This is a genomic window from Saccharopolyspora indica, from assembly GCF_027853965.1.
Lineage (GTDB): Bacteria > Actinomycetota > Actinomycetes > Mycobacteriales > Pseudonocardiaceae > Saccharopolyspora > Saccharopolyspora indica.
Window position 1 is genome coordinate 242218 of the sequence record NZ_JAQGLB010000004.1, and the last position, 14621, is coordinate 256838.

The 14621-nt window shown below is 71.5% G+C and carries 11 protein-coding genes; 6 read left to right on the forward strand and 5 right to left on the reverse strand.

Translation table 11 applies throughout. The features are described from left to right. The first annotated feature begins 45 nt into the window (after positions 1-45). The 3 genes from OU416_RS11720 (at position 46) to OU416_RS11730 (ending at position 4034) form a co-directional block, all read left to right on the forward strand. Positions 46-1581 (forward strand): dynamin family protein, encoded by a 1536-nt coding sequence (locus tag OU416_RS11720; RefSeq protein WP_270926919.1) that lies wholly within the window; start codon positions 46-48, stop codon positions 1579-1581. Positions 1582-1691: 110 nt separating this feature from the next. Further along, positions 1692-2018, forward strand: a complete 327-nt coding sequence (gene grpE, locus OU416_RS11725; RefSeq protein ID WP_093151142.1) for a nucleotide exchange factor GrpE — start codon at positions 1692-1694, stop codon at positions 2016-2018. A 168-nt stretch (positions 2019-2186) separates the two neighbouring features. Next, the gene (locus OU416_RS11730; RefSeq protein ID WP_270926921.1) at positions 2187-4034 is read left to right on the forward strand and encodes a dynamin family protein; all 1848 of its coding nucleotides are present in this window, start codon (positions 2187-2189) and stop codon (positions 4032-4034) included. Between the two features lie 70 nt (positions 4035-4104). Here OU416_RS11730 and OU416_RS11735 read toward each other — a convergent pair whose 3' ends face one another. After that, positions 4105-4533 carry a DoxX family protein gene (locus tag OU416_RS11735; RefSeq protein WP_270926922.1) on the reverse strand — a complete coding sequence of 143 codons (429 nt, stop codon included), beginning with the start codon at positions 4531-4533 and terminating at the stop codon, positions 4105-4107. Positions 4534-4722: 189 nt separating this feature from the next. On the opposite strand from OU416_RS11735, the gene OU416_RS11740 reads away from it, so the two are divergent. Next, a complete protein-coding gene (locus OU416_RS11740; RefSeq protein WP_270926923.1) occupies positions 4723-5172 on the forward strand; it encodes an NUDIX domain-containing protein in 450 nt (149 codons plus the stop codon). A 101-nt stretch (positions 5173-5273) separates the two neighbouring features. Further along, entirely contained in the window at positions 5274-5810 is a 537-nt protein-coding gene (locus OU416_RS11745) for an AAA family ATPase (RefSeq protein ID WP_270926924.1), read from the forward strand. 95 nt (positions 5811-5905) lie between these two features. On the opposite strand, the gene OU416_RS11750 is transcribed toward OU416_RS11745, so the two are convergent. The 3 genes from OU416_RS11750 to OU416_RS11760 all read right to left on the reverse strand — a co-directional run bounded on the left by OU416_RS11750 (position 5906) and on the right by OU416_RS11760 (position 11258). Further along, positions 5906-7897, reverse strand: coding sequence for a PhoX family protein (locus OU416_RS11750; protein ID WP_270926925.1), 1992 nt, complete (start codon positions 7895-7897; stop codon positions 5906-5908). A gap of 178 nt (positions 7898-8075) precedes the next feature. Continuing rightward, positions 8076-9299, reverse strand: a complete 1224-nt coding sequence (locus tag OU416_RS11755) for an MFS transporter (RefSeq protein WP_270926926.1) — start codon at positions 9297-9299, stop codon at positions 8076-8078. 216 nt (positions 9300-9515) lie between these two features. Beyond that, positions 9516-11258 (reverse strand): hypothetical protein, encoded by a 1743-nt coding sequence (locus OU416_RS11760; RefSeq protein WP_270926927.1) that lies wholly within the window; start codon positions 11256-11258, stop codon positions 9516-9518. A 516-nt stretch (positions 11259-11774) separates the two neighbouring features. On the opposite strand from OU416_RS11760, the gene OU416_RS11765 reads away from it, so the two are divergent. Next, on the forward strand, positions 11775-12179 hold the full coding sequence (locus tag OU416_RS11765) for a hypothetical protein (protein ID WP_270926928.1): 405 nt from the start codon (positions 11775-11777) through the stop codon (positions 12177-12179). A 91-nt stretch (positions 12180-12270) separates the two neighbouring features. Here OU416_RS11765 and OU416_RS11770 read toward each other — a convergent pair whose 3' ends face one another. After that, positions 12271-14571 carry a LuxR C-terminal-related transcriptional regulator gene (locus OU416_RS11770; protein WP_270926929.1) on the reverse strand — a complete coding sequence of 767 codons (2301 nt, stop codon included), beginning with the start codon at positions 14569-14571 and terminating at the stop codon, positions 12271-12273. Positions 14572-14621: the final 50 nt, after the last annotated feature.

Below are 14621 nucleotides of genomic sequence, written 5' to 3' on the forward strand. Positions count from 1 at the left end.
AGCGGCGCAGAGCGCGCAGTTGGCATCGGCATCGAGAGGTCCGCGTTGAGCACGGCATCCGAGCAGCACTGGCCAGGCCCGCTGTCCGCTGCGGTCGCCCGGTTGTGCACCGGGCTGCAGCCGCAGGTGTCCGAGCAGACCGCGGCCGGTTTCGCGGAGGTGCTGCGCCGGTTGTCCGCGCCGCTGCAGGTGGCCGTCGCCGGGCGCATCAAGTCCGGCAAGTCGACGCTGGTGAACGCGCTGATCGGCCGCCGGGTGGCGCCCACCGACGTGGGCGAGTGCACCCGGCTGGTGACCCGCTTCCAGTACGGCACGGTGGACCGCGTCGAGGTGGTCTTCCGCGACGGGAGCAAGCAGGCGGTGCCCTTCGACGCCGACGGCGGCATCCCCGCCGATCTGGGCGTGGACATCGACGAGGTATCGCACCTGGAGGCCTACCTGACCAACGCGGTCCTGCGCGATCTGACGGTGATCGACACCCCCGGGCTCGGTTCGCTGGACGCCGCATCGGTGGCGCGCACCGAGGAGCTGCTGGGTGCGGGCAAGACCGCGGACGGCGAGCTGGACCCGGTGTCGCGCAACGCCGTCGCCGGGGCCGAAGCCGTGCTGTACGTGGTCACGCAGGGCGTTCGCGCCGATGACGAGCACGCGCTGGCGTCGTTCACCGCCGCCACCGCCAGCCGGGAAGCCGGCCCGGTCAACGCGATCGCGGTGCTGAACAAGGCCGACACCATCGAGGCGAGCACGGTGGAGGGCGCGGGCGAGGACGTGTGGAAGGCCGCGGCGCTGCTCGCCGAGAAGCAGGCCGACCTGCTCAAGCCGAAGGTCGCCGACGTGCTGCCGGTGATCGGCCTGCTCGCCGAGACCGCGGAATCGGGCGGGTTCACCGCCAACGACGCCGAAGCCCTGCGCGAACTGGCCAAGCTCGACGGTGCGACCCGTGAGACGCTGCTGATGTCGGCGGACCTGTTCACCAGCTGGGAGTGCGACGTCCCGGCGGGCACCCGCAGCCGACTGCTGGAGCGGATGGACCTCTACGGGATCCGCAGCGCGCTGGAGGCCATCGACGCGGACCCGGAGATCACCGCGGGCGCGCTGCGCCGCAGGCTGCTGGACTCCTCCGGGCTGGCCTCGGTGCTGCAGCGGCTGGACACGGTGTTCCGCGCGCGGGCGGACGGGATCAAGGCCGCCGCCGGGCTGGCCTCGGTGACCGCCCTCTCGCACTCCTCCGGGGATCCGGGCGAGCGGCAGCGCGTGCACGACGCGATCGAGGTGCTGCTGGCCAAGCCGGAAGCTCACCAGCTGCGCGTGCTGGAGGCGTTGACGCTGGTCGCGGCGGGTGCGGTGACGATGCCCGCGGACCTGGCCGAGGAGGTGATGCGGGTCGGCAGCAGCACCGACGCCGGTGAGCAGCTGGGCTTGCCCGGACGCCACCGCAAGGAGCTGACCGACTACGCGCTGGAACGGGCGAACTGGTGGCGCTCGTTCTCGTCGTTCGGCGCCACGCCGGCGCAGAGCCGCATCGCGCACGTGGTGCACCGGGCTTACTTCCTGCTCTGGCAGCAGCTGCGCTCGGGGTGATCGCGGTGTGGGGCTGGCGGCGCAGGAATTCACCTGAAAGTGGAACCGATCAGGTTTCCGGCACGTCCGATGCCGAAGAGGGCACTTCGGACGTGGAGTTGGGGACAGACATGACCGCCGTGACCGCGGATCCGCTCGGCCAGGCGCTCGCCGAGCGCGCGACCTTGATCCAGCTCTGCATGTACGCCCTGGACCGGGCCCGCAGCACGGGAGTGGTGGAGCGGCTGGCCGAGGGCCTCAGCGGAATCGGCGTGGCCCCGCTGCGCCCGGACGGCACCCGCTTCGACCCGGCGCTGCACGAGGCCGGCGGCACGCTGCCCACCGACGACCCCGCCCTGGACGGGGTGATCGCGGAGACCGAGGTGCTCGGCTTCGCCGACCGCGACCGGATCCTCCGCGCCCCGATCGTGACCGTCTACCAGCTCCGCAAGCAGTAACCCGCGCCACCCGCAGCCGACGTTCACCCGCTCCCCGGTCAATTTCGTACGAAATTGACGCCGTGCCGGGTGGTGGCGGGCGGGTTTGGGGAAGTGGTTCCCCGGGTTGCTGCCGGTCGGGGAGAATCCGGTGGTTCGACCGGATCGCGGGAAAGGAGCTGGGCGCGCATGACGGCACCCGGCGTTGCGGTGGCTGCGGCCCTTCCGCAGCAGGTCAAGCAGACCAGGGACAAGCTCATCGGGCTGCTGCGGGAAGCCGCGCCGGACGCCGCCGAGTGGGTCGAGCAGGTCCGGCGCGGCCGCCCCCGCACGCCCAGCGTCGTCGTGGTCGGCGAGACCAACCGCGGCAAGAGTTCGCTGGTCAACGCGATCCTCGCGCACCAGGGGCTGTCCCCGGTGGACGCCGACGTGGCCACCGCCACCTACCTGCAGTTCGAGCACGGCGAGCAGTGGGCGGCGCACGCCTGCTACCCCGGCCAGCAGGATCCGGTGGCCTTCGACTTGGCCGAGCTGGCGAACTGGACCAGCGTGGGCCGCGAGCTGCCGGAAGGTCAGCTGCCGCCGCGGTACGTGCGGATCACCGCGCCGCTGGAGGCGCTGGCCAAGGTCACCGTGGTGGACACACCGGGCGTCGGCGGGCTCGACGAGATGCACGGCGAGCTGGCGATGGAGGCCGCTGCGTCCGCGACGGCGCTGCTGTTCGTCGTCGACGCCTCCGCCCCGTTCACCCGCGGTGAGCTGGAGTTCCTGCAGAAGGCCGGGGAGCGGGTGGAGACGGTGGTCTTCGCGCTGGCCAAGACCGACCAGTACCGCGGCTGGCGGCAGGTCCTGGAGGCGGACCGGAAGCTGCTGGTCGAGCACGCGCCGCGGTTCGCCGAGGTGCCGATCTTCCCGGTGTCGGCGCGGTTGCAGGAGATGGCCGCGAAGGCGCCCAGCGAGCAGGCGGCGGCGATGCTGCTGGAGAAGTCCGGCATCGCCGAGCTGCGCAGCGAGCTGGAACGGCTGATCGGCGGCCGCTCCGCGATGCTCGGCGAGGCCAACACGATGCGCGCGCTGTCCACTGTGCTCGGTGAGCAGGTGGTGAAGCTGGAGGGCGAGAAGCGGGCGCTGACCGTCGGCGAGGACGAAGCGGAATCGCTGCGCGCTCGCCGCGACGAGCTGTCCACCTCCCGGCGCTCGTCGACCCGGGGCTGGCAGGTCAAGCTGCGCGGCGAGGTCCAGCGCACCCGGGTGGAGACCAGCCACGAGGTGACCCGCCAGGTCCGCGAGGTGCAGAACTGGTTCCGCCGCGCCATCGACGCCGCCGACCGCCAGCAGCTGGCCGAACTGCCCCGCCAGGTGGACGTGGCGTTGCAGATGGCCTCCACGCGCGTGGCGGCGGCGCTGTCCGCGCGGTTGGCCTCGGTCGCCGAGCAGTCGTTGAAGGAGCTGTTCTCGGCGGAAGAGCTCGACGTGATCCGCTCCCAGTTCGCCCGCGGCGCGCAGGCACCGATCGCACTGCGCCCGCCGGACAAGCGCCCGCCGACGGCCGAGGACAAGCTCCTGGTGTTCATGGGCGTCTCCGGTGGTCTCGGCGTGGGACGTGCGGCGGCGATGCCGTTGGCGGGCCTGGGGATCGCGGCGCTGAACCCGGTGGTGCTGCCGGTGACGATCGTGCTCGGCCTCGGCGCGGGCTGGTGGATGGCCCGGACCCGCAAGCACGCGGCGGACAAGCAGCACCTGAAGCAGTGGCTGACCGAGGCGATCGCCGACGCCCGCTCCGCGCTCGACCAGTTGGTGGCCGAGCAGCTCATCGAGGCGGAGCAGCAGCTCTCGCTGGCGCTGGACGACGCGCTGACCAAGCGGATCGAAGCGATCGAGGCGGAACTCCGCGAGGTGGACAAGGCGCTGAAGATGGATGCCGCGGAGCGCAGCCGCCAGCTCCAGACCGTCAACCGCCGCCTCGCGGAAGCCACCAGCGGCCGCGAACGAGCCGAAGCCCTCCTCGCCAACATCCGCAACCTCCGCGACACCTGATCAGGCGACAGGTGAAGGGCACCTTTCACCAAGTAAGTTGGCGAAAGGTGCCCTTCACCTCGACTCCCGCTCAGCGGCGGAGGGCGAAGGCGCCGGGGCCGAAGGCGGCGAGGAGCAGGAAGATCCAGGAGTACATGGCCGCCGGCTCGCCTTGGTTGTGCATCGGCATCAGGGCCAGCGGGGCGTGGTAGACGAAGTAGGCGTAGGCCATCACGCCGGAGAGCAGGAAGGCCGCGGTGCGGGTGCCGAAACCGGCCAGCACGCACGCGGAGCCGACGACCTCGATCAGGCTGGCGTACCAGCCCGGCCACTCGCCGAAGGCCATCGCCAGGCCCGCGCCGTCGATGCCGCCGAAGAAGCCGAACCCCTGCAGGCCGTGGCAGAGGAACAGGAAGCCCATCACGATGCGGAAGAGACCGAGCACGATCGGGCGGACGCGGTCAGCGCGGGCGGCGACGGTGGTGGCGGCGGCGGTCTTGGGGGCGGTCTGGATGCTCATGGCGGGTGTCCTCTCCGGGGCTCTCGAGGTGCTTTCACCCATGCATCGAAGAAGACCGGCCCGGATCGACACGAACCCCAGAACTTTTTCGAAAAAATCTTCGCGACACTGTTCTCGCAGGTAGATGCGCTGGAAGTCGACCCCGATGGGTGCTTGGGAACTTCGGGGAGCACCGCCAGGATCGGAGACGTGCTGATTCCGCGTGCGGTTGCCGTGGTCGTCGACGGGCGGCGTGCCCTGGTCATCAAGCGCTACCTGCGGCGCGAGTCGGCCGCGGCGTGCGCGATGTGCGGGAACACGCCGGGCTGCCCCGGGCATCGCTACGCGGTCTTGCCCGGCGGCCACGTCGAGGACGGGGAGTCGGCGGAGGACGCGGCGGTGCGGGAGCTGGCGGAGGAGACCACGCTGCGGGCGCGGATCGGCCGGTTGCTGTGGACCGGGCAGCACAACGGGCGCCCGGCCTCGTACTTCCTCATGGCGGACGTCAGCGGTACCGCCGTCCTGTCCGGTTCGGAGGCCCGAGCGCACAGCCCGGACAACAGCTTCGAACTGGCATGGGTGACCGCGGACGAGTTCGAACGCCTGAACCTGCACCCCGCCGACATCAGGGACCCGCTCACACGGCTGCTGAGCCGGTAACCCGTGGGCTTCCGACGCCAGGGCTGTGACCAGCTGGAACATGCCGCCGAGCGGGCGAAATCCCGTCGCGCCCGGGCTGCTCGGACTGGCAACCTCCTCGCATGACCTCAGCGGAAGTGCTGCTCATCGGAGGCCGAGCCGGTGTCGGCAAGACGACTGTGGCGTGGGAGGTCTCGGCACTCCTGCGCGAAGCGGCGGTCTCCCACGCGATCATCGACGGCGACTTCATGGGGCAGGTGCACCCGGCCCCGGACGGCGACCCCGACCGCTCGGAGATCACCGAGCGGAACCTGGCCGCGGTGTGGGCGAACTTCGCGCAGCGCGGCTACCACCGCCTCGTCTACACGAACACCGCATGCGTGCTGCCGTCGGAAGCAGGGTTGTTCGTCCGAGCCTTGGGCGCGGACGTGCGGGCCACCAGGATCCTGCTCACCGCGACCGACGCCACGACCCGAGCGCGGCTGACCCGGCGAGAACTCGGCTCGGAGCTGGAGCGGGAACTGGTGAACAGCGCCCGCAAGGCACGCCTCCTGGACACCGGAGCATCGCCGGAAACCATCCGCATCCCAACGGACGGACGCCCGGTCAGGTCCATCGCCGAGGAAGCAGCGGCGGCCACGGGCTGGACCCAAAACTGACCACTGTGGACCATCCGCGCCGCCGGAACACGATCCGGTGAGCGGTGAAGGGCACCTTTTAGCAACTTACTTGCCTAAAGGTGCCCTTCACCGGGTCAGCGCCAGACGGCGACCACGGAGGGGCGGGGTTGGGTGGTTCCGCCGTCCGGCCAGTGGGAGACGGGGTTGTCCGCGCTGGCGCCGTCGACTTCGCCGGGGTGCTGGGCGGAGATCATGATCAGGTCGTCCTGGACGATCGGGCCGCAGGCTTCCGCGCCGCGGGGGACGGAGAGGAACTGCATCACGTGGCCTCGGTGCGGGCCTTCGAGCGGGACCGCGTAGAGGCCGTCGTTGGCGCCGAGGGCTTCCGAGGAGTCCGTGCTGATCCAGAGGTTGCCGTGGCTGTCGAAGGTCACGTTGTCCGGGCAGGAGATCGGGCTGACCTGGGACTTGTCGAAACCGCCGAAGTAGGTGGCGGGATCCTCGGGGTCACCGCAGACCAGCAGCAGCCGCCAGGAGAAGCGCTCGCCCACCGGATCGTCGTCGAGCTCCAGGACCTGGCCGTGCTTGTTGGCGGTGCGCGGGTTCGGCTCGTCGGCCGGGGCCTTGCCGTCCGGGCCGCGGTCGGAGTTGTTGGTCAGCGCGGCGTAGACGCGGCCGGTCTTCGGGTGGGGTTCGACGTCCTCGGGGCGGTCCATCTTGGTCGCGCCGACCTGGTCGGCGGCCAGCCGGGTGAAGATGTAGACCTCCTCGGCGGTCATCCCGTCGACGAAGCTGGTGTCGTTGTGCGCCAACGGGATCCACTCGCCGGTGCCGTCGAACTCGCCGTCGGCCGGGAGCGTGCCGGTGCCGTCGATCTCGCCGGGGCTGTCGCCGGTGAGCTTGGCGACGTAGAGGGTGCCCGAGTCCAGCAGCGACATGTTGTGCCTGCGGGCGTGCGCGCTGGCGCCGCGCTTCATCCTGCCGTCGGAGACGAAGCGGTAGAGGTACTCGAACTTCTCGTCGTCGCCCATGTACGCGACGGCGCGGCCGTCCTCGGTGAGGCGGATGTTCGCGCCCTCGTGCTTGAAGCGGCCGAGGGCGGTGTGCTTGACCGGCGTCGATTCCGGGTCGTACGGGTCGAGCTCGATGATCCACCCGAACCGGTTCGGCTCGTTGACCTGCTCGGCGAGGTCCCAGCGGGAGTCGAAGCGCTCCCACTTCCGCTCGCTGGCGGCGCCCTTGATGCCGTAGCGGGCCAAGCGCTGCTGGGCGGCCGGGTCGGCGACCTGGTCGGCGTTGGCGAAGTAGAAGTGGATGTTCTCCTCGCCGGAGAGGACGGTGCCCCACGGCGTCACGCCGCCGGAGCAGTTGTTCATGGTGCCGAAGGAGCGCGTGCCGGTCGGGTCGGCGGGAGTCTTCAGGTGGTCGCTGCCCGCGGCCGGTCCGCGCAGCTCGAACGGGGTGTTGAGGGTGATCCGGCGGTTGAGCCGGTCCAGCACGGGTTTCGGTGCTCCGCCACCGGTTTCGAGCACCACCACGGACAACCCGTGCGCCGCCCACGCGATCCGGACCTGCTGCTCGGTGGGGTTCTCCGGGTCGTAGCCGCGGAAGAGGAACTCCTCGGTGGTGTACTCGTGGTTGTTCACCATCAGCCGCCGCTCGTCGTTGAGCGGGAGCAGCGCGCAGAAGTCGTTGTTGTAGCCGAACTGGGCTTCCTGCGCCTCGGGCGTCTGGGCGTCGAAGTCGAATTCCGGCGCGCCGGGCAGGATCGGGTCGCCCCAGCGGATCACGATGTCGTGCTGGTAGCCGTCCGGGACGACCACGGCGTCCGCGCTGTTCGGCTGCACCGGCGTGAAGTCCAGGCCTGGCGGCGGACCGGCTTCGGCGGCGGCCGGGCGGGTGCCGAGACCGGGGAGCACGGCGGCGGATGCCGCGACCACCGCGCCTGCCCGCAGCAGCCCGCGCCGGTTCAGCGCGGTGGCGAGCAGGTCGCCGAAGTACGGGTTGTCGGTGGTGTTCGGCGGGTGCTCGGCGCATTGGTCGCCGCAGCGGTACCGGCAGGTCAACCGGGCCCGGCCGGTGGAGAGCAGGGGCAGGAGTCGACGTTCGTCCGGCTGTGGTGGCACCGGTACCTCCAAGCAGTTCGAGAAACGGCTTGGAGCGTATGCCAGGGTGAACGAATAGCAAGCGATGTGGGAAAAACAGGTGAATTCCCGACAGGGCCTTGATCGGTGCGAGCTCGCCTGCCGCAACGGCGAGCGGACCGCTCACCTCGCTGGGCGAGGCGAGCGGTCCGCTCCGGAATCAGAACTCCTCGCCGACCAGGGCTGCTTCGGCCGGGACCTGGTGGGCATCGCCCTTGGTGCGCAGTTCCAGGGAGAGCAGGCCGGCCGCGATCACGCACAGCACCGCGCCGACGGCGAACGGGGCGTGGTTCGAGCCGAAGAGGGTGGCGATGTGCCCGACCACGGTGGCCGCGACCGCGCCGCCGAGCCAGCGCAGGAAGTTGTAGCCCGCGCTGGCGACCGGGCGCGGCGCGTCGCTGATGCTCATCGCGGAGCCGGTGAACAGGGTGTTCAGCAGGCCGGAGGCCAGGCCGCTGAGGATCACCGCGACGACCACCACCGGCTTGGAGCCGATGGCCATCACGCCGAGCAGGACCGCGAAGGACAGCACCGCGATGATGGTGCCGCCGACCTCGCCGAAGCGGGCCGCCAGCCGCGGGGCCAGGAAGACCCCGGCGAAGGCGACGCACAGGCCCCAGCCGAAGAACACCAGGCCGACCGCGATCGCGCCGAACTCCAGGACGAACGGCGACCAGGCCAGCACGATGAAGAACGCGGCGGTGTAGAAGGCCGAGCCCAGCGCGGTCCGCAGCAGGCCGCCGTGGCCGAGCGCGCGGATCGGGTCCAGCAGCCGCACCTTGGTCCGCTCGGAGCGAGGCCCGTCCTTCGGCAGGAAGCCTGCCGACAGGATGAGCGCGATCGCCATCAGCACCGCGGTTCCGGCGAACGGCCCGCGCCACGAGATGTTGCCCAGCAGCGCGCCCAGCAGCGGTCCGGTGGACAGGCCGATGCCCAGCGCCGCCTCGTAGAGCATGATGGCGGCCCCTTGGCCGCCGCTGGCGGCGCCGACGATCACCGACAGCGCGGTGGCGATGAAGAACGCGTTGCCCAGGCCCCACACCGCGCGCAGCGCGACGAGTTCGCCGATCGAGCTGGCCAGGGCGCACAGCACCGTGGCGATCACGATCAGCACCAGCCCGGTGACCACGGTCCGCTTCGGGCCGAAGCGGGCGCTGAACGCGCCGGTGATGAGCATCGCCACGACCTGCACGCCCAGGTAGGACGAGAACAGCAGGGTGACCTGCTCGGGCCCGGCGCGCAGCGCTTCGGCGATCGAGAGCAGGATCGGGTCGACGAGCCCGATGCCCATGAACGCGATCACGGCGGCGAAAGCGGTGATCCACACCGCTTTCGGCTGCCCCTTGAACACATCGAGAAACCGAACGTCATGCCCGGCGCTCATCGGCCGACACTCCTCGCAGCAGGAAGCAGGTTCGTTTGCAATGCTAACAATTTTTGGTTAGCACACCAAACGAACATGAGCGGGCTCACCTGCGCAATGGGCTGAACAGCTGACATTGGCCGGTTCGGATCAAGATGGCCGGGTGGTGGGTGAGACCTCCTCTCGGTGTTGTGCGGTGACCGGCCGCCTCGACGGGCGAGGCGGCCGGCCCGGCCATCAGGTGCCCAGCCCGGTGCGAGCCGCCGTCGCGATCACCTCCTCGGGGTGGTGCTCGGCGATGACGGCGAGCACTTCGGTCGCGCTGGAGTGCTCGCTGCCGGCGATCTCGGTGATCAAGGACAGCTGGTCGGGCGTGGGATGCCTGCCGAACTCGGTGAGGAACAGCTCGACGTCCTCGTCCAGCGCGGCGGCCATGCCATCCAGCGCGCACAGCAGCTCATCGCCCGGTCGGAGCGCGGCGTCGGTGTTCGACGACCGAGCCTGCAGCCACACGCGCACTGCCGGGCCCGCCACCGGATCCTCGACCAGCTCGCGCGCCGCTGCCACGCCCTCCGCTCCGGTGTGCTCCAGGACGGCCAGCGCCGACAGCCGGACCGTCGGGTCGTCGACCCGGCGCAGCAGGGCTGCCAGCTCGCCGCTCGCCCGCCGGGTGCCCCGCTGCTCGACCCACCGCCCGATCAGCACCGGTTGCACGTCGGCGGGGGTGTCGGTGAGGGTCAGGGCCAGCAGCTCCGCCGGGGCGGACGCCAGATCGTCCACCGAGGGAACGCGGAAGCCGAAGGCGCGCAACGACTCCCGCGCCGCCCACAGGCCGGCGGGCAGCAGCTCCACCTCGGTCTCACCCGGCGCGGTGGTGTGCGTGCGGATCGCCTGCATCGACTCCCACTGGGCGAGCACCTGGCCGACGACGTCGCGCACCGCCCCCTGCGCCGCGGGTTCCGCCTCGTCGAGCAGGTCGCAGGTCGTCGCCACGATCAGCTCCAGCGGCACCCCGTCGGTCCGCGCGTAAAGCACGCTCAACGCCGCCTGCACGATCTCCGGCAGCGCGTCGGCGCCCTCGGACAGCACGTCCAGCTGCTCCCGGAAGACGTCGTCCACCAGCACGAAGCGCTGCCACAGCCGGGACCACAGCAGTTCCGGGTGGGCCAGCAGCGGATCGGCGATCAGGGTGCGCACCAGCAGGTCGCCCGCCGGGCGGACCAGGCCGGCCCGCTCGGCCCACTCCAGCAGCAGGTCGGCTTCCTCGGCATGACCGCCCAGCGCCGCCACCAGATCGTCCACATCGGACGGATCGCGGCCGTCGCCGATCCACTCCAGCACGACGTGGATCAGCTGCACCACCGGTGATCCCGCTGCGATCGCCCGGTGCGGTTCGAGCTCGGCGAGCTCCACCGGTGGCAACCACAGGGCGGGCTGATCGCCCGGCTCCAGCGCTTCGCGGCGCTCGATCTCCTCGAGCACCTCGTGGTCCACGTCGACCTCGTCGGCGTCCACCGCGGCGAAGAACTCCGCCACGGCCTGCGGGTTCTCGGTGTCCACGCCGAGCTCCCGCATCGTGATCGCCCAGAACTTCGCCGAGCTCCACTCGGCCGGTTCGGCCATCGCGATCAGGTGGTCCGGGGTGGCCCGCTCCACCGCGTCGTGCAGCTCCGGCACCGTGCTCGGGCCGGTCAGCAGGTCGTTCTCGGCGAGGAAGCCGATCCACTGGTGCAGGAAGTCCGGCGCCAGCGACCAGTCCGCCAGCACGGACTCGCGCGGCACCACCGCCACCAGGAATCTGGCCAGCTCCTCCTCGGACCACCAGGCCAGCAAGCCGTCCCTGGCGAACTTGTCGGTCAGCAGCTGGTCGAGCAGCTCGTCGGCGTCGAGCTCGGGACGGCTGCGGCCGAACCGGGCGATCAGCTCGTCGCGGGCGGCCTCGAACCGGTCGGCCTCGCCGTGGATGAAAACGGTGCGCATGGGGTGCTCCTCTTCGCTCAGGTGTGCGGATCACGTCGAGGGTAAGGACGGAGCACGGCGATCCCGGGTAGCGCAAGCAGGGTTCTGCACGTGTGTCGGGACCCCCTAACGGGTGAAGTTCGTGGGGGCATCGGTATGGCCGTAGGTACTTGTCCCGCTTCGGGCACCAGGGCCGTTGGTCCAAGCTTGCGCTGCGTCCGACGCGGACGCGGCGCCGCTCCCGCAGCAGCGCACCGCCGCGGAGGACCTGCCCGGCAGCCGCGGAAGCCGCCGCCCCGGTTCCGGCCCACCCGGCCGGTGCGGTGGAGCGGACTGCCGGCACAGCCGCAAGAGGGAGGAGGTTCCGGCGACCGGACGAGAGCACCTGCCCCAAAGCTGCTCGTAGTCCGGCCTCCCGTCAGCGAGGTGGGTGCCACCCGTCCGACAGGCGGCAACGGCGCCGCCGCCACCCACCTCGCTGAACCCCACCGCGGCGCTCCCCGTCCCCCGAACCCAGAAGGCCCAGCGAACCGCCCCATGTCCAGCCACTCCGAATTCCAAGCAGCGGGCTGGCGGGTCGATCACGACCCGCGCACCGGCCGAACCACGATCCTCGTCGGCGACCGCGTCAGCGCCCTCCGCGCGCCCGCCGGATTCGCCGCCCACGTGCACCACGTGCTGGCCGTGCACCTGCAGGCAGGCCCGGTGCTCGCCGACGGCCCGGACTGGGTGCTGTTCACCCAGCCCGATCCGGACGCCGAGATGCCGGTCGACCTGCCCGAGCTCACGACCGTCCCGAACGGCACCCGGCTCGCGCTGCCGCCGCTGGCCGACTCGCGCTGGATCACCCCGCCGCGCCCCGGCCTGTCCGCGCCCGCGCACCAGGTGATCTGCTCCGCGACCCGGCGAGCCCTCCTGACCGCTCCGCGCGCCGCGGCCTGAAAGAGGTTGACGGTGGCCGGTCTGCTGGCGGGTGGTCGACCCGCGTGCGCACTCAAAGCGGCTTCGCCGCTTGCAAAGGCGCGGACGGCCCTCACGCCTGCTCGGCGACCCACACCGCGATCTGCGCGCGCGAGGTGACGCCGAGCTTGGCCATGATGTGCTCGATGTGGCTGTCCGAGGTCCGCTTGGAGATCACCAGCTGCTCGGCGATCTGCCGGTTCGACAGGCCCTGCGCCACCAGCCCCGCCACCTCGCGCTCGCGCGGCGTCAGCCGCACCGACGCGTCCATGGTGGGCACCGGATGCCGCTCGCCCAGCGCGAACTGGATCAATTCGTCCAGTGTGGACTCCGAACCCCGGCGCCGAGCGGCGCGCAGTTCCGCGGTGGGCAGCGCGTTCCGGATCCGGGCCTCGGCCGCCGCGTGCCAGGCCAGGTACGGGCGCAGGCCGAACAGGTAGCTGCCCAGCGGCTGCCACAGCCGGGTCACCGCGGCGCTCAGCTGCGCGGCCCGGGCGGCCCGGCCCTGCGCCGCGGCCACCCAGGACTCGATCTCGACGGCCAGCAGCACGCCGAGCACATCGCCGAAGAGCTGCTTGATCCGCAGGCATTCGTGCAGGTGGGACACGGCCGCGTCGAGATCGCCCTGCTGCCAGCGGACCAGTCCGAGCACCAGCTCGCACCACGACCGCGCCCACTTCTCGCCGTGCTCCGCGCAGATCTCCTGGCACCTCCGGCACAGGTCGAGCGCGCGCGGGAGATCGCCGTGGAAGACCTGCAACGCCGCCAGGCTCGCCATGCTGATCATCGCGAGCCCGTCGTGGAGCATGACCTCCTCCTGCTCCAGCGCTTCGGCGAACCACGCCATCGCGGCCTCGTGCTGGTCGCGGACCATGTCGATGAGCCCGGCGATGTGCGGGACCAGCTCCAGCACCGCGTCCGCCCGCACCTGGCGGGCCACCTCCTGGCCCTCGGCCAGCAGGTCCAGCGCGGCACCGGAGTCCCCCTGCCAGCCGCTGATCAGCGCGTCCACCAGCAGCGCGCGGGCCCGCTGCGGGCTCGGTTCGGGGGACACCTGCAAGGCCTCGCCCAGCCAGGCGACGGCCTCCCGGGGAGTTCCGGCCGCGAGCCAGAAGAACCGCAGCGCCGCCGCCATGCGCAGGGCCTCGCCGGATTCGCCGGGCTCGGTGCAGCAGAACTTCAGCGCACCGCGCAGGTTCTCCCGGTCCAGCCGCAGCCGGGCCAGCCACTCCACCTGGTCCGGCCCGAGCCACTCGGCGTCGACCCGTTCGGCCAGCAGCAGGAAGTGATCGCGGTGGCGGCGGCGCAGCACCAGCTCCTTGGTCCCGCCGCCGAGCCGCTCGCGGCCGTACTCCTGGATCGTCCGCAGCAGCCGGTAGCGGGTGCGCGCGTTCTGCGGATCGTCTTTGACCAGCACGGACTTCTCGACCAGCCCGGCCACCCCGATGAAGACGTCCTCCACGGTCACCCCGTCGCCGACGCACACCGCCTCGGCCGCCTCCAGCTCGAAGCCCTGCGCGAACACCGACAGCCGCGCCCACACGGACTGCTCCACCGGCGAGCACAGGTCGTAGCTCCACTCGATCGCCGCCCGCAGCGACTGGTGGTGCGGCGATGCGCTGCGATCGCCCCAGGTCAGCAGCCGGTACCGGTCGGTGAGCCGGGCCAGGACCTCCGACACCGACAGCGATCGCATCCACACCGCGGCCAGCTCGATCGCCAGCGGCAGCCCGTCCAGCTGCTGGCACAGGCGGACCACGTCGGCCTCGTTGTCCGGCCCGATGGTGAAGCCGGGCAGCACCGCCGAGGCCCGGTCGGCGAACAGCTCCAGCGCCTCGTGGCCGACGGCGCGCCGCACCACCCGGCCCTGCTGGTCGAGCTGCGGCATCAGCAGCGGCGGCACCGACCACACCTGCTCCCCGGCGATGGCCAGCGGCGCACGCGAGGTGACCAGGACGCGCAGTTCGGGAGCGGCCGCCAGCAGCTCGCCGACCAGCGGCCCGCACTCGTCGAGCAGGTGCTCGCAGCCGTCCAGCACGATCAGCATCCGCTTGTCGGCCAGGCGCTCGGCCAGCAGGTCCTCGGCCGCCGCGGGCGGCGTGCCGCGCAGGCCGAGGCTGCTCACCAGCACCTGCGCGAGGTCGTTGTGCGCGGGGATCTCGGCGAGCTCCACCAGCCGGATGCCGTCCGGGAAGGCGCGGCGCAGATCGCGCGCGACACGCGTGGCCAGCCGGGACTTGCCGACCCCGGCCACGCCGGTGAGCGTCACCAGCCGCGAGGTCGACAGCAGCCGTTTGACCTGCGTGATCGCTCCGCGCCGACCGACGAAGCTCGTCAGGTCGTCGGGAATGCTGCCCACCCGTCGGGTTGTCATCGGCAGACCACCCGCACTCACCGGAAGTACGTCGTGTCCGAGTGTAGGCC

Coding starts and splice junctions, on each gene's coding strand:
- grpE (WP_093151142.1), top strand. CDS start 1,692: ATGACCGCCGTGACCGCGGATCCGCTCGGCCAGGCGCTCGCCGAGCGC.
- OU416_RS11730 (WP_270926921.1), top strand. CDS start 2,187: ATGACGGCACCCGGCGTTGCGGTGGCTGCGGCCCTTCCGCAGCAGGTC.
- OU416_RS11735 (WP_270926922.1), bottom strand. CDS start 4,533: ATGAGCATCCAGACCGCCCCCAAGACCGCCGCCGCCACCACCGTCGCC.
- OU416_RS11745 (WP_270926924.1), top strand. CDS start 5,274: ATGACCTCAGCGGAAGTGCTGCTCATCGGAGGCCGAGCCGGTGTCGGC.
- OU416_RS11755 (WP_270926926.1), bottom strand. CDS start 9,299: ATGAGCGCCGGGCATGACGTTCGGTTTCTCGATGTGTTCAAGGGGCAG.
- OU416_RS11760 (WP_270926927.1), bottom strand. CDS start 11,258: ATGCGCACCGTTTTCATCCACGGCGAGGCCGACCGGTTCGAGGCCGCC.
- OU416_RS11765 (WP_270926928.1), top strand. CDS start 11,775: ATGTCCAGCCACTCCGAATTCCAAGCAGCGGGCTGGCGGGTCGATCAC.
- OU416_RS11770 (WP_270926929.1), bottom strand. CDS start 14,571: ATGACAACCCGACGGGTGGGCAGCATTCCCGACGACCTGACGAGCTTC.